Origin of the sequence: Streptomyces rhizoryzae, assembly GCF_023155275.1 — a bacterium.
GTDB classification, from domain to species: Bacteria; Actinomycetota; Actinomycetes; order Streptomycetales; family Streptomycetaceae; genus Streptomyces; species Streptomyces rhizoryzae.
The window spans coordinates 92,299-112,765 of the sequence record NZ_JALMUV010000014.1; the positions used below are offsets into that span (position 1 = coordinate 92,299).

A 20,467-nucleotide genomic window follows, 5' to 3' on the forward strand; every position below is an offset into this window, starting at 1 on the left:
GGTCGACTCCGGGTCAGGCGGCGGGGCGGTGCCGGGCGGTGAGTTCCTCGAGCCGCGGGACGAGGGCGTTGGGGGTGGGCAGGGCCAGCATCTCGTCGCGCAGCGCGGCCGCTCCGGCGCGGAACTCCGGCTCGTTCAGCAGCCGCAGCACGTGCTCGCGGACCGCCTGCCCGGTGGCCTTGCCGTGCGGCAGTTCGAGCCCGGCGCCCCGCTCGGTGAGCCGGCGGGCCAGGATCGGTTCGTCGAAGCTGTACGGGACCGACAGCTGGGGCACGCCGTGGCGGGCGACGGTGCCGATGGTGCCGGGCCCGGCGTGGTGGATGACCACCGAGCAGGTCGGCGCGAGGGCGTGCAGCGGGACGAACGGCAGCAGCCGGGCGTTGTCCGGGATCCGCCGGAGCTTGGCCTTCTCCTCGTCGGCGATGGTGGCGACCACCTCGATGTCGAGGTCGGCGAGGGAGTCCAGTACGTCCTGGGTGTTGATGGTGTAGCCGTCGAAGAGGTCGGTGGCGGTCAGGCCCATCGTCAGGGCCACCCTGGGCCGCGCGGGCGTCGCCCACAGCCACTTCGGCACACTCGCCGGGCCGTTGTAGGCCACGTACTGCATGCGCACGTACTCGAGGTGGCCCGCTTCGAGCTGGAGGCAGCCGGGGAACTGGTCGATGGTGAAGTGCCCGGTGGTCATGTCCTCGGTGAACTCCCCGCCGTACTTGCGGGCGTAGCCGCCGAGCCACTCGGCGAGCGGGTCGGGCCGCGCGTGGGCCGGCTGCTCGGCCTTGAGGCGCAGGAAGTGCTCGCGGGTCGCCCCGAAGACGTCCAGCCCCCACAGCAGACGGGCGTGCGCGGCGCCGCTGGCCTTGGCCGCGATGGCGCCGGCGTAGGTGAAGGGCTCCCAGATCACCAGGTCGGGCCGCCACGCGCGGGCGAAGTCGACCAGTCCGGCGACGAGCGGGAAGTTCTCCGGTTTGTCGATGTCCTCGACCTGGGCGGCGCAGCCCTTCAGCAGGTGCGCGAAGGTCGCGCCCGCCGGGTCGTTGACGACGTCCCACGGGGGCGGCAGGTCGGCCCGCACCCCTTCGAACGGGTCGATGCCGGCCCACTCCATGACCCGGGAGAGGGTGTAGTTGCGGCCCACGGGGACGGCGGTGAGCCCGGCCCGGGTGATCTCGTCGGCGAACCGCGGCTGGCTGGCGAAGCGGACCTCGTGGCCCGCGGTCCGCAGTGCCCAGGCCAGCGGCACCATCGACAGGAAGATGCTGGTGCCGGGAGCGGCGGTGAACAGGACGCGCATGGTGGTCTTCCTTCCGGCCGGCCTCAGCCGGCGACGCGGTGGGCGGCGGTGAGTTCCTCGAGCCGCGGGACGAGCGCGTTGGGGCTCGGCAGGGCGCGCAGCTCGTCGCCGAGCGCCGCCGCCCGCTCCCGGAAGCCGGGCTCACCGAGCAGCCGCAGCACCGCCTCGCGGACCGCCGGGACGGTCGCCCGCTCGGCCCCGATCGTCAGTGAGCCGCCCTGCTCCGCGGCGCGGCGGCCGAGCACCGGCCCGTCGAAGTCCCACGGCAGCAGCAGCTGCGGCACCGGGTGCTGGGCCATCGTCAGGAACGTGCCGAAACCGGCGTGGTGGATGGCCAGGTCGCAGGTCGGCGCCAGGGCGTGCAGCGGCACGTACGGCACCAGGCGGGCGTTGGCCGGCACCCGGGCGAGCTTGCGCTGCTCGGCCTCGGCGACGGTGGCGACCACCTCGATGTCGAGGTCGTCCAGCGCGTCCAGCACGTCCTGGACGTCGATCTCGTACCCGGCGCCGTGATCGGTGGAGCTGACGCCCATGGTCAGCGCCACCCGGGGCCGCTCGGGCGGGGTCCACAGCCACTTCGGCAGCACCGCGGGGCCGCCGTAGGGGACGAACCGCATCGGCAGGACCGGCGGGCCGCCCGGCAGCCGCAGTGACGCCGGGAGCTGGTCGACGGTGAAGTGCCCGGTGACCATGGACTCGGTGAACTCGCCGCCGTGCATCCGGGCGTAGCCGCCGAGCCAGTCGGCGAGCGGGTCGGTGCGGGCGCCCTCCGGCTGTGCGTCCCGCAGCCGCAGGAAGTGGGCGCGGGTGACGCCGAAGGCGTCCGCGCTCCACAGCAGCCGGCCGTGCGCGGCGCCCACCGCCTCGGCGGCGATCGGCGCCGCCATCGCCAGCGGCTCCCACAGCACCAGGTCCGGCCCCCACTGGCGGGCGAACCGCACCAGGTCCGCGATGAGCGGGAAACTGGCCGGCTTGTGCCACAGGCGGACGATCTCCTCGTACCCCTTGACGAGGTGGTCCCAGTCGGCCCGGGACGGGTCCTGCGCCACGTCGTAGGGCGCGGGCAGACCGTACTCCGGGCGGTAGGACCAGTCCGGGAGCGTGTGCATCTGGCGGCGCAGCAGCTCCCACAGGTCGTAGTCGCGGCCGACCGGCACGGCGGTCAGCCCGGCCTGGGTGATCACGTCGGTGAACCACGGGGTGGCGGCGACCCGCACCTCGTGGCCCGCGGTGCGCAGCGCCCACGCCAGCGGCAGCATGGGCAGCACATGGGCCTTCTCGGGGTTGGCGACGAACAGCACGCGCATCGGTCAGCCCCCGCTCACCGCGCCGGCCGGGCGCCGCCGCTCGGCGGCGAACCGCTCCAGCGTGGCCACCATGGCGTTGGGCGCGGGCTGGTCGAGCATCCGGTCCCGCAGCCCGGCCGCGCCCTGGCGGATCCCCGGGTCGGACAGCAGCTTGAGCAGGCTGTCCCGGACGTCCGCGCCGGTGGCCTCCTTGGGGTTGAGGACCAGGCCCGCGCCGGCCCGCGCGACGCCGTCGGCCAGCGCCGGGCCGTCGTTGTCCCAGGGCAGGGTCAGCTGCGGCAGACCGCGCAGCGCGGTGGTGGCCAGGGTGCCGAAACCGGCGTGGTGGATCACCGCGTCGCAGGTCGCGGCGAGCGCGTCCAGCGGCAGGAAGGACGCCACCGTGGTGTTGTCCGGGATCCGGGCCAGCTTGCGCTGCTCGGCCTCGGCGATGGTGGCGACCACCTCGATCTCCAGGTCGCCGAGCGAGTCCAGCACGTCCTGCACGCCCACCGCGTACTCCCCGCCGTGCCCGGTGGTGCTCAGGCCCAGGGTGAGCGCGACCCGCGGCTTCGCCGGCGGGCGGCGCAGCCACGCCGGGACGACGGCCGGGCCGCCGTAGGGCACGTACCGCAGCGGGAGGTAGTCCAGGCCGCCGGCGCGGCGCTGGAGGCACTCCGGGACCAGGTCGACGGTGGCCTGCCCGGTGATCAGCTGCTCGCCGAACGCGAAGCCGTACTTGCGGGCGTAGCCGCCCAGCCACTCGGCCATGGGGTCGGTGCGCGCGCCCTCGGGCTGCTGCGCGGCCAGCCGCAGGAAGTGCTCGCGGGCCACGCCGTACATGTCGATGCCGAACAGCAGCCGGACGTGGGCGGCGCCGACGGCCTCGGCGGCGATCGCGCCGGCGTAGGTGAGCGGCTCCCAGACGACCAGGTCCGGCTGCCAGTTCCGGGCGAACTCCACCAGGTCGGCGACCATCGGCACGTTGCTGGTCTTGTGCCAGCGGTCGACCTGCGCCGCGTAGCCGTCGCGGAGGTACTCCCAGGTGATCTCCTCGTCCGGGAGGTCGGCCACGTCGTACGGCAGCGGCATCCCGCCCTTGTCGGACTGGCCCAGCCAGGCGGGGTCCCGGGAGAGGATCTGCCACAGGTCGCGGTCCCGGCCGACGGGGACGGCGGTCAGCCCGGCCTGGGTGATCTCCCCGGTGAACTTCGGCTGGCTGGCGAACCGGACCTCGTGGCCGGCGGTGCGCAGCGCCCACGCCAGCGGGGCCATGAGGAGGAAGTGCGTGCGCTCCGGATAGGCGGTGAACAGGACTCGCATGGGGCTGCCTTCCAGGGGTTCAGGCGGGGGTGGTGCGGTAGCGGGCGGTGAGCTCTTCCAGCTGTGGGACGAGCTGGTTGGGGGTGGGCAGGGCGAGGGTCTCGTCGCGCAGGGCGGCCGCGCGCTCGGTGAAGTGCGGTTCCTTCAGCAGGCGCTGCACCGCGTCGCGGACGGCCTGGCCGGTGGCCTGGCTGGTGTGCAGGTCCAGTCCCGCGCCGTGCTCGGTGAGCTTCCGGGCCAGGATCGGCTGGTCGTAGTGGTAGTGCAGGGCCAGGTGCGGCACGGGGTGGCGGGCGACCGTGGCGAGGCTGGCGGCGCCGGCGTGGTGGATGAAGGCGGAGCAGGTGGGGGCGAGGTGGTGCAGCGGGACGTAGGGCACCAGGCGGGCGTTGTCCGGGACGTGCCGGAGCTTGGCCTTCTCGCTGTCGGCGATGGTGGCGACCAGTTCGATGTCCAGGTCGGCCAGCGCGTCGAGGAGGTCCTGGGTGCGCACGGTGTAGCCGTCGTAGACGTCGGTGGCGCTCAGCCCCATGGTGAGCGCGACCCGCGGCTTCTCGGGCCGCTGCCACAGCCACTTCGGGACGGTGGCGGGCCCGCCGTAGGGGATGAACTGGGTCCGCAGGTAGGTGAGTCCGGGCGCCTCGATCTGGAGGCTGCGGGGGAACTGGTCGATGGTGAAGTGCCCGGTGACCATCGACTCGGTGAACTCCCGGCCGTACGAGCGGGCGTAGCCGCCCAGCCAGTCGGCGAACGGGTCGGTGCGCTCGCCGGGCGGCCGCTGCGCCGCCAGACGCAGGAACTGCTGCCGGACCCCGCCGTGCACGTCGATGCCGAAGAGCAGCCGGGCGTGCGCGGCGCCGGCGGCGGTGGCCGCGATCGGCGCGGCGAAGGTCAGCGGGTCCCAGATCACCAGGTCGGGCCGCCACTGCCGGGCGAACTCCACCAGTCCGGCGATCATCGGGAAGGCGGTCTGGCGGTGGCGGTCGGCCACCGCGCGGGCCAGCCCGGGCGCCAGGTACTCCCAGGTGTCCTTCTCCGGGTCGGTGAAGGCGTCGTAGGGCTCCTCGATGCCCGCCCGGCCCGCCTCGAAGCCGGACTTGGGCGCGCGGGCCGCCCACAGCTTGGCGTGGTCGCGGCCCACGGGGACGGCGGTCAGCCCGGCCTGGGTGATGACCGGGGCGAAGTCGGGCTGGCTGGCGAAGCGGACCTCGTGGCCGGCGGTGCGCAGCGCCCAGGCCAGCGGGGCCATGTACTGGAAGATGCTCTTGTGCGGGTTGGTGGCGAACAGGACGCGCATGGTGCGGGGCCTCCTCACGCGGATCGTCGGGCGGGGGAGCGGTACTCCTCGGTCAGCCGCTCCAGTTCGGGCACCAGCTCGTTGGGCGTGGGCAGCGCGCGGAACTGGTCCCGCAGGTCCGCGGCGGCCTTCGCGAACGCCGGTTCGTTCAGCACCCGCAGCAGGCTCTCCCGCACCGCCTCGCCGGTGGCCCGGTCGGCGCGCAGGGTCAGCACCGCGCCCGTGGCGGCGGCCCGCCGGGCCAGCTCCGGTTCGTCGAAGTCCCAGGGCACGGCGACCTGCGGGACCGGGTTGAGGGTGGTGGTCAGGAAGGTGCCCGGGCCGGCGTGGTTGATCACCGCGCTGCACGTGGGCAGCAGGGCGTGCAGCGGGACGTACGAGACCACCCGGGCGTTGTCCGGGACGCGCCGGAGCTTGCGCTGCTCGGACTCGGCGAGCGTGGCGACCACCTCGATGTCCAGGCCGTCCAGCGCCTCCAGGATGTCCCCGACGTCGGCGACGTGGCCGGCGAAGCGGCTGGTCGCGGCGATGCCCAGGGTCAGCGCCACGCGCGGCCTGGCGGGCTCCTCCCGCAGCCACGTCGGAACCACCGCGGGCCCGCCGTAGGGCACGTACCGCATCGGGACGTAGCGGATGCCCTCCGCGGCCATCCGCATCGAGGGCGGGAACTGGTCGAGCGAGAAGTGGCCGGTGGCCAGGTCCTCGGTGTACTCGCCGCCGTACTTGCGGGCGTAGCCGCCGAGCCACTCGGCGAGCGGGTCGCTCTGCTCCGCGGGCGGCTGCTCGGCCTTCAGCCGCAGGAAGTGGCTGCGGGTCTGGCCCAGGACGTCGATGCTCCACAGCAGCCGGGCGTGCGCGGCGCCGGTGGCCTTGGCGGCGATCGCGCCGACGTAGCTGAGCGGCTCCCAGATGACCAGGTCGGGGCGCCAGTGGCGGGCGAACTCCACCAGGTCGGCGGTCATCGGGAAGTTGTCGGTCTTGTGCCAGTGGCCGACGACCTGCTCGTAACCGGCCTTGAGCGTGGCCCAGTCGAGGTCCTCCGGCGCCTGCTCGGCGGCGCTGTACGGGGCGGGCAGGCCCTTGCGCTCGGCCTCCATCCGCTCCGGGTCGAGCTGCGGCAGCCGCCAGATCGGGCGGTCGCTGCCGACGGGTACGGCGGTGAGCCCGGCCTGGGTGATGACGGAGGCGAACTTCGGCGGGGCGGCGACGCGGACCTCGTGGCCGGCCGTGCGCAGCGCCCACGCCAGCGGCACCATCTGCTGGAACAGGCTCTTGTCCGGGGTGGTGGTGAACAGTATTCGCATCGTGTCCCTCGGAGTCGGTCAGGCGGGGGTGCGGTGCTGCCGCGCGACGGCGGCGGCGATCCGGTCCAGCCCCTCGTGGAGCGGTACGCGCGGCGCCCAGCCGGTCACGTCCCGGAACGCGGCGGAGCGCAGGACGAAGTCGAGCTGGTCGGTGGGCATGGCGTACTCGGCGGGCGCGGTGTCCACCACGGGCACCGGCGGGCGGCCGGTCTGCCGGGACACCGCCTGCGCGATCCCCGCGAACAGCTCGGCCACGCTGGTCTGTTCGCCGGTGCCGATCTCCCAGGCCCGCCCGGCGACCGCGTCGAGCGCGTCCAGCGCCGCGGTGAAGGCCCGGGCCGCGTCGTCGATGCCGAGCAGGTCGCGCTTGGCGGTGCCGCCGTGCCAGACGGTGAGCGGCTGCCCCTCGACGGCGCGCCGGGTCATGGACGCCACCACCCCGCGGTCCAGGTCGGCGGGGTCGGTGCCGAGGCTGTAGAGGGTGGACAGGCGCAGCGTGCTGCCGCGCACCAGGCCCTCGTCGGTGGCGTCGGCGATGGCCCGCTCGGCGGCCAGCTTGTGCCGGTCGTAGGCGGTCAGCAGCGCGTCCGGCTGGACACCGCCGGCGGCCAGCGCGGCGGGCACCCGGGCGGTCTGGGAGAGCGAGCCGGAGAACAGCAGGGCCGGCGGGCGTGCCGGGCGGGCGGCCCGGACCGCCTCGATCACGTCGTGCACCAGGCCGAGGTTGACCCGCTCGGCCAGGGTGTCGCCGTCGGCCACCCGCCAGGTGCCCGAGCCGGAGATGTGCGCGACGAGGTGGATCACCACATCGGCACCGGCGATCGCCTCGGCGACCGCCCCGGGCCGGGTGAGGTCGACCCGGCGCTCCTCGATCCGCGCGACGGGGTGCGGCGGCACGGTCACCGGGCGGCGGCCGACGAGCCGGAGGCGGACCGGCCGGCCCGCCAGCTCCCTGCTGACGGCCGTGCCGAGCAGGCCCGAGGCCCCGAGGACGGTGATCAGCGGTCCCGTTCCCTGACCTGGCACTGGTTCTCCTCAATTCCTGTTGCGGTGGGTGGCGGCTGCGGCGCCCCTGCCGCGGCGGGCGCCAGGGGGTGTGACGGGCGGGCGCCCGGGGTCAGGCGGCGGCCTGCGGGCGGTTCGGATCGGTGCGCCAGCTGCGCCCCGGCCCCAGGACGTCGTCGAGGTCGCCGTCGACGTGCTGCTCCCATTCGGCGCGGTCGAGCTGGTAGGTGTGCAGGTCCCAGTGGCGTCCGCGGAAATAGAGATAGTCGCGCAGAACCGCGGTGGCGGAGCCGTCCTGGGAATTGAGGCCGACCGAACCGAACGTCGCTTCGGTGGTCTGCGCGATCACCCTATCGATGGGGAACATCGCGAAGGCATAGTTGATCGTCAGGTAAATCGCCTCGGATCCCACGCCGAGCCGGGCGCGTTCGGGATCCAGATAAACACCGGACTTGATGTGTCCGGCGGCGTCCAGTCCGTGCAGCGTGCTGAAACCCAGCAGATCTCCGCTGCCGCGGCGGGTGACGAGAAAAGCCGCATCGCACTTGGACAGGTCGCGATTGCCCGCGCGGCCGGTGGGGCTGACGTTCTCGATTCCGGTCCGCAGCATGGTGCGTATCAGGTCCGCGTGGTGCGCGGTGGACGCCGGGCGGAATGCCAGCCGGCGCGACGTGGTGTGCGGGAAGAGCACGGTGGTCGTCCCATCCTTCCGGGAAGTGCCGTTCACGCGGACGGGTGGTGGCCGGCGGCGTCCGGGGCGTCCGCGCGGCCCGTACGCTCCTGGCGCAGCCGGTCCCAGTGCATCTCGCCGACCGCCGCCGGCAGCGTGTCGAGCTGGTGCAGGTCCTCCTCGGTCAGCCGCAGCCCGGCCGCGGCCACGTTCTCCTCCAGCCAGTGCAGGTGCCGGGTGCCGGGGATCGGGACGACGTCCGGGCCCTGCGCGAGCGCCCAGGCGATGGCCACCTGGGAGGGCGTGGCGGCGCCGTGCCGGGCGGCGATCGCGCGCAGCCCGTCGAGGATCGCCTCGTTGGCGCGCATCGCCTCGGCGCCGAACCGCGGGTCGCGGACCCGGGAGTCGCCCGCGCCCAGCCGGTCGGGGGAGACCCGGCCGGAGAGGAAGCCGCGCCCGATGGGGGCGAAGGCGAGGAAGCCGACGCCGTTGCGCCGGCACCAGGGCAGGATCTCCCGCTTGCTCTGCGGCGCCCACACCGACAGCTCGTACTGCACCGTGGTGAGCGGGAAGATGGCGTGGACCTCGTCGAGTTCGGCGCAGGTGGCGTGCGAGATGCCCAGGGCGCGGACCTTGCCGGCGGTGACCAGTTCGCCGAGCGCGCCCCAGGTCTCGGCGAGCGGCACGGCGGGGTCCACCCGGTGCAGCTGGTACAGGTCGATGGTGTCGGTGCGCAGCCGGCGCAGGGAGGCGTCGCAGGCCCGCCGCAGGTGCTCGGGACGGCCGTCGCGCATGAACCGGCCGTCGGGCCGGGCGACCATCCCGCACTTGGTCGCCACGACCGCCTCGGCCCGCCGGTGTTCCAGGGCGCGGCCGATCAACTCCTCGTTGGTGAACGGACCGTAGACGTCGGCGGTGTCGAAGAGATTGACGCCGAGATCCAGTGCCCGGTGGATGACCCGGATGGATTCCTGATCATCCCGCGGACCGGTCTCGTAGCCATACGACATGGAACTACAGCCAAGGCCGAGCGCGCTCACGGAAAAGCCGTCCGCCAGCTTGATTTCCCACATCTGGTGCGTACTCCAAAATATCCGGTGTCGACGATACGGGGCGGCCGGGAAACCCTGGGCTTTCCCGCGGCACACATCGATATATGTCCGGGGCTTCAGCGCCGTCCCGCATCTTTCCGTATCCGCCGGGCGGTTCGGGAGTTGTCGGTGCGCATTTACTCCCCGGGCCCGGCGGAATTCCGCTCCGCGGCGGGCCGGAGAATCTCCGCGAGCAGCTCGGGGGCGGCCTCGCCGGCGAACGTCACGAACTGGTCCGCCGTCATATCGGGGGCGTGGTAGTAGCGCATCCCGGCGGCGGTGGGCACGCCCAGGCTCACCAGCCCCAGCCACCGCTGCACCAGCGTCTGGCGCACCTTCAGCCCCAGCACCGCCTCCCGCTGGAGCGCCACCGTCTCCCGCCGGGACACCCCGCGCCGCATGACGAGGTACCGCCCGGCGAAGGTGTGCCCCAGCGTCCGGTAGGCGACCACCGCCAGCAGGACCGGCAGCGGCGCGCCCCACAGCGGGACCTTCCACAGCCACCCGGGGACCACGCCGGTGGCGCCCAGCCAGGCCAGCAGGCCGCAGACCGCGGCGCAGAACACCGCCGCCCACAGCAGCCGCCGGTACAGCGCCGCGCGCGGGTGGCGGCGCAGCGGCTCCTCCAGCGGCCGCACCGGCCCGGGGAGGATCAGGCCCGCCACCCGCCGGGCCTCGCCGGCCGGTCCGCGCGGCAGGATGACGCTGGCCGGCTCGCTGGTGAGCGACCAGCTCGCCAGGCCGGTGGAGATCACCGAGGTCTCGGTGAGCCCGATCCAGCGCCAGAACAGCGGCTGGCTGAGGTGGATACCGCGCAGTCGCCGGTCGTCGCGGTGCACCTCCCGGGTCGACAGCAGGCCCTGCCGGGTGACCAGCGCGGTGCCGTCCTCCTTGACCCGGCGGACCAGCTGGAAGTTCCAGTTGTCCTTGACGAAACCGCTGGTCAGCGCGCAGAGACCGAGGAAGGCGACCACCGCGGCCCACAGCGCCCAGGCGACCGGGCGGCTGGGCGCGAGCCGGTCGATCAGGCGGTCCAGCGGGCCGATGAGGTCGAGGTTGACCAGGTCCAGCAGCCCGTCCAGGCTCCACAGCAGCAGCCCGCCGATGAGCATGCCCCAGATGTTGATGACGTTGTAGAAGATCCAGAACCAGCGCGCCCGGGCGAGCACGGTGTCCTGCCCGGCGCCCTCCTGCTCCGCGGCCCCGGCCCCGTCCTGCACCGCCGAGCGCATCAGCTCGCGGCGCAGCGCCTCGGCCCGGTCCTTGGAGACCGCGTCGAGCCGCAGCGCGGCCCGGGACCGGCCGGAGCTGATGACCACCACGCGCAGCCCGGCGAGCCGGTGCCGCAGCTTGGCCTTGTGGTCGACGGTGCGGATCCGCTCGCGCGGGACCTGGCGGTAGACCCGCAGGATGCGGCCGGTCCGGATCTCCACCAGCTCGTCGGTGATGCGGTAGCGCGTGCGCAGCCAGCGCAGCACGTCGGAGGCGCTGATGACCATGCCGATACCGGTCGCGACCATCGCCGGCCACAGGTCCGACAGGTGCCGCCCGGTGCCGAAGAAGACCATCGAGAGCACGGTCGGCAGCGTGGAGAGCACCAGCCGCGCCAGATTGACCCAGATCAGCCGGCCGTTCAGCCGCTGCCAGGGCACCTCGTCACCGGGCGGCTCCGGTGCCGGGGCGGTGTGCTCCGGGACGTCCACCGTCGTCACGTCGCGTCCCCCGGGGTGGCCTGGGTGAGCGCGGTCAGCTCGGCGGCGGCCCGCGCCACCACGTCCGCGTCGAGACCGACGATCTTGACGTGGCCCTCGTGCGCGGCGGTGACCACCCGCAGGGTGGCCAGCCCCAGCAACTGCTGGACGGGGCCGCGCGCCACGTCGACGCTCTGGATGCGGGAGATCGGGATGATCCGCCACTCCCGCACCAGCCAGCCCTTGAGCTCGTAGACGGCGAGATCGGTGCACTCCCAGCGGTGGACGCGGTAGCGCACGGTCGGCATGACCGCCCCGGTCACCAGATGGCCGGCCGCGGTGGCGAGGAGGACCGGACCGACCCAGGTCCGGCCCCCGTCCCACAGCCAGTAGGTGAGCCCCAGGGCACCGACCGAGACGACCAGCGACAGGGCGACCCGGATCGTCCACCACCACACCGCACGGCGTTCCACGCGGTGGCGGGGCGGGCGTATCGGGGATTGACGGTGGCCGGCCGAAAGTGCCAATGGCGGCACCTCTTCTCCAGTCATGCCGCTATCGTGCACCGTCTTTCTCCCGAAACGCGATGATGCGTAACGGAATAAACGCGGTATCAGCCGCTGATGGCCGGAGCGGATTTCGCCGCGTCGTCCAGCACCGTGGTGATCCAGGTCAGCAGGTCTTTCCCGGTGCGCAGTGCGGCGGCCTGCCAGAGTTCGCGCTGACCGTCATCCGGTTTCATTTTCAACTGCACCGCGCGTTCGGCCGCACCGGCGATTTCCTTGCGGGCCCGGACCTGCCGCCGCAGTTCGTTCCGCGACCAGCGGTGCTCCGCGGCCCGGGCCAGCCACTGGCCCCGCTCCTCCGCCGGCAGCCCCGCAACCTCGGCGTGGTGCTGGAAACTCAGGCCCTCGTGCCGCTCGCCCGGCGCGAACCGCCGGGCGACCCAGGCGTAGTTCCGCAGGGTCTGGTAGTCGAGCGAGGTCTGCGCGATGGCGTGCTTATAGCGGTTGGGGAATTCCGCCTGACCGTAGAGCAGCCAGTCGCCGAGCCACCAGGCGGAAGAGCTGGAAATCTCCTGGATCTGCCGGCCCAGACTGCGCCAGGCATCGATGGACATCCCCCGGGGGATACAGAGAGCGGTTCTCCCGCGCAATGCCTGGCCCGGTGACGCCGACGGACCGGTTTGTGAGCTGCTTCCCCCGGCCGCGACGACCGGGTTCACCGATTTACGCAGAGCACCATCGAGCACTCCCCTCACCGCCTCTCGCTGCGTGGCATTTCGTCAATAGAACACCGGGAGCGGCGGTATCTCCTTGATGGGATCTGGACGCCCTCCAAACGCCCAGGTTGGAGTCCGGCGGGTACGGGCCGGGCGAGGACCGGAGGGCGCGTATCCGTCCCGCCGGCGGGACGCCGCCACCGACCCGCGGGACGGTCCGCACCCCCTCCGACCTGCACCGTTCGCACGTCTTGTGCGCAGTCGTGGCGGTAGATAAGGGCGTGCACCGGAGCGTGTTCTATTGCTGGGCTATGATCACGCCGGAGGGGAGTAGGAGGGGGAAACGAATGCCTGCCTCTCTGACCGCAACACTTCTCGGTCCCGTTCTGGCGATACGGGAAGGACGCCAACTCGAACTGGGGTCACCGACCCAGCGGACGATCTTCGCTGTGCTCGCCGCCCACGCGAACCGCATCGTCAGCCGCGACGAACTGGTCCAGGCGATCTGGGGGGACAACGCCCCGCCGACCGCCGTCAACAGCGTCTACACCTACGTCTCCCGGCTGCGGAACTCCCTGCGGCCGGAACACCGCGCCGACCACGCGGAGTTACTGGTCTCGGACCGCTCCGGCTACATGCTGCGCGTCGCGCCCGAGGGCGTGGACATCCAGCAGTTCGCCACCGCCCTGACCACCGCCCGCCAGCTGCGGGCCGAGGGCGCGGCACCCCGGGCGGTCCGCGAACTGGAAGCGGGACTGGGGCTGTGGCGCGGGACCCCGTACGGGGGCGCCATCGGCCCCTTCGTGCACACCGAGCGCGCCCGGCTGGCCGAGGCCCGCCTGCTGGCGCTGGAGGACTGCGCCGAGATGCTGCTCGACCTCGGCCGCCCGGTCGCCCTGGTCGGCGAGCTCTCCGCCCTGGTCCACCACCACCCGCTGCGGGAGCGTCTGCGCTACCTCCTCATGCGCTGCTACGTCGATCTCGGCTGGCACGCCGACGCCGTCCGGGAGTACCACTCCCTGCGCGAACGGCTCGTCGAGGAGCAGGGCATGGAGCCGGGCAGCCACCTCCAGCAGCTCTACGAGCAGGTGCTGCGCGGGGAGCCGGCGCCCGCGTCAGCGCCCCGCCCGGCGCGGCGGCCGGGCCCCGCGGCGCCCGCCGGCAGCGGCGGCCGGCCCGAGGCACTGGCCCAACTCGTCCGCGACGTCCCGGGGTTCACCGGCCGCACCGCGGAGCTGGCGCAGCTGACCGCGCTGGCGGAGGAGTCCGCCGCCGAGCCCACCCTGCTGCTGGTCACCGGCGGCCCGGGGGTCGGCAAGACCGCGCTGGCCACCCGCTTCGCGCACGCCATGGCCCACCGCTATCCCGACGGCCAGCTCCACGTCGACCTGCGCGCCTCCGGCACGCCGGAGCAGCAGGCACCGGAGGCCGCCATCCGCCATCTGGTGGCCGCCATGGGCCAGCCCCCGCCGCCGGAGAGCATCGACGCCCGGGCCGCCTACCGCAGCCTGGTCGCCGACCGCCGGCTGCTGATCGTCCTGGACAACGCCGCCGGCGCCGAGCAGGTCAGGGCGCTGCTCCCCGGCACGCCGTCCTGCCTGGTGGTGGTCACCAGCCGCAACGGCCTGGCGGGCCTGATCGCCCGGGACGGCGCGCGGCGGATCGTCCTGGACGGGATGGCCGAGGAGGACGGCCTGCGGCTGTTCGGCCGGATCGCCGGCGAGCCGTTCACCGCCCGCCACCGCCCGTCCGTGCGGCGGCTGGTGGCCGCCTGCGACGGGCTGCCGCTGGCCCTGCGGATCGCCGCCACCCGCATCAAGGTCGCCCCCTCGCCCGAGGACGCCCTCGCCTGCTTCGAGAACGGCGACCCGGTGGACTTCCTGGAGCTGCCCGGCGACCGGGAGTCCTCGCTGCGCACCGTCATCGGCTGGTCCTACGACGCGCTTCCCCCCGAGGCCGCCCACGTCTTCATGGCGCTCGGCCTCCAGGAGGCGCGGGTGGTCACGCTGCCCCTGGCCACCGGGTTGAGCGGGATGGACCGTCCGGAGTGCCGGCGCGCCCTGCACGCCCTGGCCGACGCGGGCCTGCTGCGCGAGGTGGCCCCCGACCACTTCCGCCTGGACGCTCTGATTCTGGCGTACGCGCAGTGGCTGGGGAAGCCGCAGAGCCTGGTTCCCCGTCAACGCTCCGCGCCCTGCGCGCGATTAGCCACGATCACCACGATCGCCCCCAGCACGGACAGCGAGAGATTGCAGATGACCTCGTAGCCCTGGAGCGGCGGGATGTGCGGGATGACGTAGCGGTTGACGAAGTTGAGCACCGGACCCAGGAACGGCTGGGTGGCCAACTGGTCGACGGTGCCGCTGAGTCCGGCGACGACCAGGAAGAGTCCGAGGAGCTGCACCAGCTTTGCCATGCGGCCACGCTAGGCGGGCGGTACCGGTGGCCGGATCGGCCATCGGTACCCCCCGCGCCGACCGAAGTGCCGCCGCCCGGCGGCCGGGACGGACCAAAGTACTGCCGGCCGCCGACTTCGGTACCAGCCGGCTGTCAGGGGCACCCGTTACGCTGACCGCATGACCTCAGCCGAGTCCTCCACGGTGGTGTCCTCCACGGTCGACGTGCTGATCGTCGACGACGATCCGCTGGTCCGGGCGGGGTTGTCGGTGATGCTGGGCGGCGCCCCCGACCTGCGGGTGGTGGCCGAGGCCGGCGACGGCGCCGAGGCGATCGAGCTGGTCCGCCGGCACCGCCCGCACGTGGTCCTGATGGACGTCCGGATGCCGGTGATGGACGGGCTGGCGGCCACCGAAGCGCTGCGGGCCGCGGACGGCGCCCCGGAGATCCTGGTCCTGACGACCTTCGACGCCGACGCGTACGTCCTGCGCGCCCTGCGGGCCGGCGCCGCCGGGTTCGCCCTCAAGGACACCCCGCCGCCGGAGATCGTCGCGGCCATCCGGCGGGTGGCCCGGGGCGAGCCGGTGCTCTCCCCGGCGGTCACCCAGCGGCTGATCCGGCAGGTGGTGTCCGCGCAGGACACCTCGCACCGCCGCAGCCGGGCCGCGGAGCGGCTGGCGGTGCTCAACGACCGCGAGCGCGCGGTGGCGCTCGGTGTCGGCCAGGGGAAGTCGAACGCGGAGATCGGTGCCGCGCTCTACCTGGGCGTCTCCACGGTCAAAACGCATGTCTCCAGCGTCCTGACCAAGCTCGGCCTCAACAACCGCGTACAGATTGCGCTGTTGGTGCAGGACGCCGGGGAGCTGGAGGACTACCGTTGAGTAGGCATCCGTCGAGAACGGCGGAGAAGCAGGCCCACGGCCTTTTTCGGGGGAAGTGACAAAGTTAAAGAAAGGGTATAGACACCGCCCGGCCGTGGCTGGATAGAGTTGCCTGCAATCAGTCGTCAAATGACCTAGCACGACAGAGGCAATGCATCATGGGGGAATGGCAAGTACGGGCACGTCCCCGTACGGATCTGCCCGCGGTCACCACGCCCGCGGGGAAGCTTTCCAAGGCTGCCGAGAAGGCTACCGCGCGCCGCACGACGCTCGAATTGCCGTCCGGCATAACGCTTAATGACTGGCAAAGGATTGGTAAACAGCTCTATGTAGCCGCCGATTCGTCCGCCTGGTGGCTGGGGGACTGGCTCATTTACGGCCGGTCCGCCTATCCGGACCGCTACCAGCGCGCCGTGGAGGAAACCCAGCTCGATTACCAGACGCTGCGCAACTACGCCTGGGTGGCCCGGCGCTTTTCACCGCTGCGCCGGCGGTCGGCGCTGAGCTTCCAGCACCACGCCGAACTCGCCAGCCTGCCCGAGAGCGAGCAGGAGTACTGGCTCGACCGGGCCGAACGGCTCGGCTGGTCCCGCAATTTCCTGCGCAGCCGCCTCAAGGCGGCCCGGCAGGGCGCGCTGGACGAGGCGGCCGCCCGGGACACCGACGGGATCAGCATGCGGATCCAGGTGAACGTCTCACGCGACCGGCGGCGGCGCTGGGCCCAGGCCGCGGCCGACGCCGATCAGGACCTCCAGGGCTGGGCGATGTCGATCCTCGACTACGCGGCGGCCGCGGTCCTGGAGGAGTAACGCCCCACGGGCCCGCGGGACCCGCCGCGCACTGCCCCTGACCTGCCGGAACCGGCGGGCCGGGGGCAGTTCCGTGTGCCGCGGGGGCGGCGCTCGCCTGGCGGCGGCGCCCGGAGGGGGGCAGGGTCGGAAGGCAGGGCGGCCGGGGCGCCCCAGGGGGCGTACCCGACGCAGACGGCGTCTGCGGCCGAGCGACCTGGAGGCTGGCGCATGCTTCGCAGCTCCGCGCGGATCCGGCGGTCGCCGCGGGCCGCGGCGGGCGCGTGCGCGTTCCTGGTGACGGCGGCGGTGGCCTCGTCGGCCCTGGCGTCCGGCCCCGGCGGACGGACGGAACTGGCCACCCGGGGCGGGACGGTCGTCAGCATACGGGCGGACCACCGGACCCCCTTCGTGATCGCCCACCGGGGTGCCTCCCGGTACGCGCCGGAGAACACACTCGCCGCGGTCGACGCCGCACACCGCCGCGGACTGGTCTGGGTGGAGAACGACGTCCAGCGCACCAAGGACGGCCGCCTGGTGGTGCTGCACGACACCACCCTGAACCGCACCACCGACGCCGCGAAGGTGTTCCCGCACCGGGCGCCCTGGCGGGTGCGGGACTTCACCGCGGCGGAGATCGCGCGGCTGGACGCCGGGAGGTGGTTCGGCGCGCGGTTCGCCGGCGCGCGCGTCCCCACCCTCGCCGACTACCTGCGCCGGCTGGACCGCAACCACCAGGGCCTCCTGCTGGAGCTCAAGGCGCCCGAGGACTACCCCGGGATCGAGGCGCAGACCCTCCGGGAACTCAGGGCCCACGGCTGGCTGGACCGCGCGCACCTGCGCGGCCGGCTGGTGATCCAGAGTTTCTGCGTCCGGTGCGTCAAACGCGTCCACACGCTGATGCCGCGGGTGCGCACGGGCATCCTGGGGCGGCCCCCGGTGAGCCGGCTGCGGCGGTACGCGCGCTTCGCCGACCAGATCAACCCCCGGATGTCCGAGGTGAGTTCGCGCTGGGCCCGGGCCGTGCACCGGCTGCGCGGGCCGCACGGCCGGCGCCTGGAGATCTACGCCTGGGACGTGGGCGCCCGCGCGAGCGTACGGGCGGTCCGCGCACGCGGTGTCGAAGGCGTCATCGACTGACCCGCACCCGGAGGCGGCACCGCGACGGGAATTCCGCCGGGCCGGAGTTGCGCCCGCTCGTCCGGGGCGCACCGGTGTAATCTCCCGCCCATATTTTGCGGCGTTTTGCCCGGGTCGGGTGAAGGAGCTGTGGAGGGTTGTGCGCGGCACGGGGGCGCGGCCGGGCGGGATTTACGGGATTCCACCGGCGGGGCTAAGGTGCCAGGGATGTTCGACGCGACGCTCCCCGTAAAAAGACTAAGACGGTGGATTTGCCTTTCGGGTTCCGTTTCGGGGACCGGTGCGGATCCGGGTCCGGTTCCTGGGCCGCCTGCGTTCCGGGAGGGCCCTTGACGCATGACATTCCGGCGTACGGCGAGCGGCGGGTGCCGCTGCCCGCGCCGCGGCAGACCCCGAGCGCCGCGACCGCCACGCTCGCCCCGGCCGCACCGCCCGGCCAGGACGTCCCGGCTCCCGCACCACCGGCCGGCGGCCCCCGCCGGCACGCCAGGGCCAAGACGGGCGGGACCGCCGCCGGCCCGGCCCGCTCCCGCGACGCGTTCTTCGACAACGCCAAGTACCTGGCGATCGTGCTGGTCGCGATGGGCCACGCCTGGGAGCCGCTGCGCGACGGCAGCCGCGCCGCGGCGGCGCTCTACCTCACCGTCTACGCCTTCCACATGCCGGCGTTCATCATCATCTCCGGCTATTTCTCGCGCAGTTTCGACCTGCGCAAGGACCGGCTCCAGCGCCTGATCACCGGCGTCGCCGTCCCGTACGTCCTCTTCGAGGTCGCCTACACCTTCTTCAAGCGCTGGGCGGACGACGACCCCGGCTACCCCATCAGCCTCCTGGAGCCCTGGTACCTCACGTGGTTCCTGATCGCGCTGTTCATCTGGCGGCTGACCACACCGCTGTGGAAGATCGTGCGGTGGCCGCTGCCGCTCGCGCTGGCCATCGCGGTCCTGGCGTCGCTCTCCCCGGAGATCGGTGACGACCTCAGCCTCCAGCGGGTGCTGCAGTTCCTGCCGTTCTTCGTGCTGGGGCTGAACCTCCGGTCCGAGCACTTCCGGCTCGTCCGCCGCCGGGCGGTGCGGATCGCCGCGCTGCCGGTCGCCGCCGGTGCGCTGGCCTTCGCGTACTGGGCCGCGCCGCGGATGAACGCCGCGTGGTTCTACCACCGCGACAGCGCCCAGGAGCTGGGCGCCCCGTGGTGGAGCGGTGCGGTGATGACGCTGGCGATGTTCGGCTGCTCGCTGGTGCTGGTCGCCTGCTTCTTCGCCTGGGTCCCGGGCCGCCCGATGTGGTTCACGGCGCTGGGCGCCGGCACCCTCTACGGCTACCTCCTGCACGGCTTCCTCGCCAAGGGGTCGCGCTTCTGGGGCTGGTACCACCACGCCTGGCTGCACACCCCGTGGGGGGAGATCCTGCTCACCCTGATCGCGGGCACCGTCGTCACGCTGCTGTGCACCCCGCCGGTGCAGCGGATCTTCCGGTTCGCCATGGAGCCCAGGATGACCTGGGCGTTCAAGCCCGACCCGGTGGGCACCGGGCCCGGCGCGCGGTGAACGGGCCGGCGGGCCGGTGCCCGGCACCGCCCCGCCGGCCCCCGCGGCTCCGCCCCCGGACGTAGGACCCACCGCCGAGCGCCCTCGGTCCGGCCGCCGATCCGCCCGGCCCCCGTCCTCTCCTATGCTCCCTTCCGGTTCCGCCGAAGGAGCCGGAACGACGAGGGACGTACACCATGACCGGATCCACCTGGGGCGGCGACCAGCTCGACCTCGACGCCTATCTGGCCCGCATCGGCCACACCGGCGACCGCCGGCCCACCCTGGACACGCTCCGGGCCCTGCACGCCGGGCACGGCGCCGCCATCGGCTTCGAGAACCTGGAGATCGTGCTGGGCCGCCCCGTCCCGCTGGACCTGGCCTCGCTCCAGGACAAGATGGTGCGGCAGCGGCGCGGCGGCTACTGCTACGAGCAGAACCTCCTCTACGCCGCCGCCCTGGAGCGCCTCGGCTTCCGCGTCACCGGCCTCGGCGCCCGGATCCGGATGGGCGAGGAGAAGCTGCGCCCGGTCACCCACGCGCTGCTGAAGGTCGAGCTGGACGGTGCGGAGTGGATCACCGACGTCGGCTTCGGCGGCGAGGCGCTGCCGGCACCGGTGCCGCTGCGGGACGGGGCCGAGGTCCGGCAGGGCGCCTGGACCTTCGGCCTCGTCCGGGAGCCGGGCACCGGCAGCTGGGTGCTGCGGTCGCGCCACGCGGACGGCTGGTTCGACCTCTACGCCTTCGGGACCGAGGAGCGCTTCCCGGTCGACTACGCGGTCTTCAACCACTACATCTCCACCCACCCGCGCTCCCCGTTCACCCGCCGGATCGTCGTCCAGAAGCCGGGGGCCGCGCTCCGCCGCACCCTGATCGGCCGGGACCTGACCCTCACCCGCCCCGACTGGTCCCAGGAGGTCCGCCGGATCGCCCCGGAGGAGCTGCCGGCCCTGCTGGACACCGCGTTCGGCATCACGCTGACCGCCGCGGACGCCGCGGCGCTGGTGGCGCACGCCGCGGAGTGAGACCGGGCGGCGGGCCGCACCCGGCAGGCGGCGGGGAGCGTCCCCGCCGCCCCGGCCTACCGCACCACCGCGATGCCCTCGATCTCCACCAGCGCCGCCTCGTCCCACAGGCGGGTGGCACCGATCACCGCCATCGCCGGGAAATCGCTCCCGACCAGGCGCTTCCACACCCGGCCGAGCTCCTTGGCGTGCCGGCGGTAGTCGGCCACGTCCACCGCGAAGACGGTGAGCTTGGCCAGGTCGCCCGGGCCCGCCCCGGCGGCGGCGGCCGCCGCCAGCAGATTGCCCAGCGCCCGCTCGAACTGCTCGACGATGCCCTCGCCGACGATCCGCCCCGCCCCGTCCAGGGCGGTCTGCCCGGCCAGGAAGACCAGCGTGCCGGGCCCGGTGACCCGCACGGCGTGGCTGAAACCGGTCGGCGGGGCGAGCCCGGCCGGATTCACCCGCGCCAGCCCGCCCCCACCCTGCCCGTCCGCACCCTGCCTGTCCGCACCACTCATCCCCACCGACTCCCCTCCGCCGCCGCGGCG

At 73.4% G+C, this 20,467-nt stretch carries 19 protein-coding genes and 1 pseudogene; 7 read left to right on the forward strand and 13 right to left on the reverse strand.

Translation table 11 applies throughout. From position 1 onward, the window contains the following. Positions 1–13 precede the first annotated feature (13 nt). The 11 genes from MUU72_RS14055 to MUU72_RS14105 form a co-directional block, all read right to left on the reverse strand. Positions 14–1,291: an activator-dependent family glycosyltransferase gene (locus tag MUU72_RS14055; RefSeq protein ID WP_248013554.1), complete on the reverse strand. Its 1,278-nt coding sequence runs from the start codon at positions 1,289–1,291 to the stop codon at positions 14–16. A 23-nt stretch (positions 1,292–1,314) separates the two neighbouring features. Beyond that, positions 1,315–2,598 carry an activator-dependent family glycosyltransferase gene (locus tag MUU72_RS14060; protein ID WP_248013555.1) on the reverse strand — a complete coding sequence of 428 codons (1,284 nt, stop codon included), beginning with the start codon at positions 2,596–2,598 and terminating at the stop codon, positions 1,315–1,317. Positions 2,599–2,601: 3 nt separating this feature from the next. Beyond that, positions 2,602–3,900, reverse strand: a complete 1,299-nt coding sequence (locus MUU72_RS14065; RefSeq protein ID WP_248013556.1) for an activator-dependent family glycosyltransferase — start codon at positions 3,898–3,900, stop codon at positions 2,602–2,604. 19 nt (positions 3,901–3,919) lie between these two features. Then, positions 3,920–5,197 (reverse strand): activator-dependent family glycosyltransferase, encoded by a 1,278-nt coding sequence (locus MUU72_RS14070; protein WP_248013557.1) that lies wholly within the window; start codon positions 5,195–5,197, stop codon positions 3,920–3,922. A 14-nt stretch (positions 5,198–5,211) separates the two neighbouring features. After that, positions 5,212–6,501, reverse strand: coding sequence for an activator-dependent family glycosyltransferase (locus MUU72_RS14075; RefSeq protein WP_248013558.1), 1,290 nt, complete (start codon positions 6,499–6,501; stop codon positions 5,212–5,214). Positions 6,502–6,519: 18 nt separating this feature from the next. After that, positions 6,520–7,527, reverse strand: a complete 1,008-nt coding sequence (locus MUU72_RS14080; RefSeq protein WP_248013559.1) for an NAD-dependent epimerase/dehydratase family protein — start codon at positions 7,525–7,527, stop codon at positions 6,520–6,522. Positions 7,528–7,618: 91 nt separating this feature from the next. Beyond that, positions 7,619–8,197, reverse strand: a complete 579-nt coding sequence (locus MUU72_RS14085) for a GNAT family N-acetyltransferase (RefSeq protein ID WP_248013560.1) — start codon at positions 8,195–8,197, stop codon at positions 7,619–7,621. A 32-nt stretch (positions 8,198–8,229) separates the two neighbouring features. Next, on the reverse strand, positions 8,230–9,249 hold the full coding sequence (locus tag MUU72_RS14090) for an aldo/keto reductase (protein ID WP_282504068.1): 1,020 nt from the start codon (positions 9,247–9,249) through the stop codon (positions 8,230–8,232). Between the two features lie 155 nt (positions 9,250–9,404). After that, a complete protein-coding gene (locus tag MUU72_RS14095) occupies positions 9,405–10,979 on the reverse strand; it encodes a PH domain-containing protein (RefSeq protein ID WP_248013562.1) in 1,575 nt (524 codons plus the stop codon). Further along, on the reverse strand, positions 10,976–11,509 hold the full coding sequence (locus MUU72_RS14100) for a PH domain-containing protein (protein WP_248013563.1): 534 nt from the start codon (positions 11,507–11,509) through the stop codon (positions 10,976–10,978). Before MUU72_RS14100 ends, MUU72_RS14095 begins: the two co-directional genes overlap by 4 nt. Positions 11,510–11,571: 62 nt before the next feature. Then, positions 11,572–12,219 (reverse strand): LmbU family transcriptional regulator, encoded by a 648-nt coding sequence (locus tag MUU72_RS14105; RefSeq protein ID WP_372503102.1) that lies wholly within the window; start codon positions 12,217–12,219, stop codon positions 11,572–11,574. A gap of 308 nt (positions 12,220–12,527) precedes the next feature. Between MUU72_RS14105 and MUU72_RS14110 the strand changes: the two genes are divergently transcribed. Then, entirely contained in the window at positions 12,528–14,447 is a 1,920-nt protein-coding gene (locus MUU72_RS14110; RefSeq protein ID WP_248013565.1) for an AfsR/SARP family transcriptional regulator, read from the forward strand. On the opposite strand, the gene MUU72_RS14115 is transcribed toward MUU72_RS14110, so the two are convergent. Next, positions 14,360–14,596, reverse strand: a complete 237-nt coding sequence (locus MUU72_RS14115; protein WP_248013566.1) for a hypothetical protein — start codon at positions 14,594–14,596, stop codon at positions 14,360–14,362. The genes MUU72_RS14110 and MUU72_RS14115 overlap by 88 nt on opposite strands. Before the next feature lie 160 nt (positions 14,597–14,756). Here MUU72_RS14115 and MUU72_RS35875 point away from each other — a divergent pair. The 6 genes and pseudogenes from MUU72_RS35875 to MUU72_RS14140 all read left to right on the forward strand — a co-directional run. Next, positions 14,757–15,128, forward strand: a pseudogene (locus MUU72_RS35875) (response regulator); the annotation flags it as partial. Between the two features lie 129 nt (positions 15,129–15,257). Then, positions 15,258–15,458, forward strand: a complete 201-nt coding sequence (locus MUU72_RS35880; RefSeq protein WP_372503104.1) for a response regulator transcription factor — start codon at positions 15,258–15,260, stop codon at positions 15,456–15,458. 158 nt (positions 15,459–15,616) lie between these two features. Further along, positions 15,617–16,267, forward strand: coding sequence for an LmbU family transcriptional regulator (locus MUU72_RS14125; protein WP_248013568.1), 651 nt, complete (start codon positions 15,617–15,619; stop codon positions 16,265–16,267). 210 nt (positions 16,268–16,477) lie between these two features. Next, positions 16,478–17,386 (forward strand): glycerophosphodiester phosphodiesterase, encoded by a 909-nt coding sequence (locus MUU72_RS14130; RefSeq protein WP_248013569.1) that lies wholly within the window; start codon positions 16,478–16,480, stop codon positions 17,384–17,386. 329 nt (positions 17,387–17,715) lie between these two features. After that, positions 17,716–18,933, forward strand: a complete 1,218-nt coding sequence (locus tag MUU72_RS14135; RefSeq protein ID WP_248013570.1) for an acyltransferase family protein — start codon at positions 17,716–17,718, stop codon at positions 18,931–18,933. Positions 18,934–19,109: 176 nt separating this feature from the next. Continuing rightward, positions 19,110–19,937, forward strand: coding sequence for an arylamine N-acetyltransferase family protein (locus MUU72_RS14140; protein WP_248013571.1), 828 nt, complete (start codon positions 19,110–19,112; stop codon positions 19,935–19,937). A 56-nt stretch (positions 19,938–19,993) separates the two neighbouring features. Here the strand turns inward: MUU72_RS14140 and MUU72_RS14145 are convergent, their stop codons facing one another. After that, the gene (locus tag MUU72_RS14145) at positions 19,994–20,437 is read right to left on the reverse strand and encodes a RidA family protein (protein ID WP_248013572.1); all 444 of its coding nucleotides are present in this window, start codon (positions 20,435–20,437) and stop codon (positions 19,994–19,996) included. Positions 20,438–20,467 lie beyond the last annotated feature (30 nt).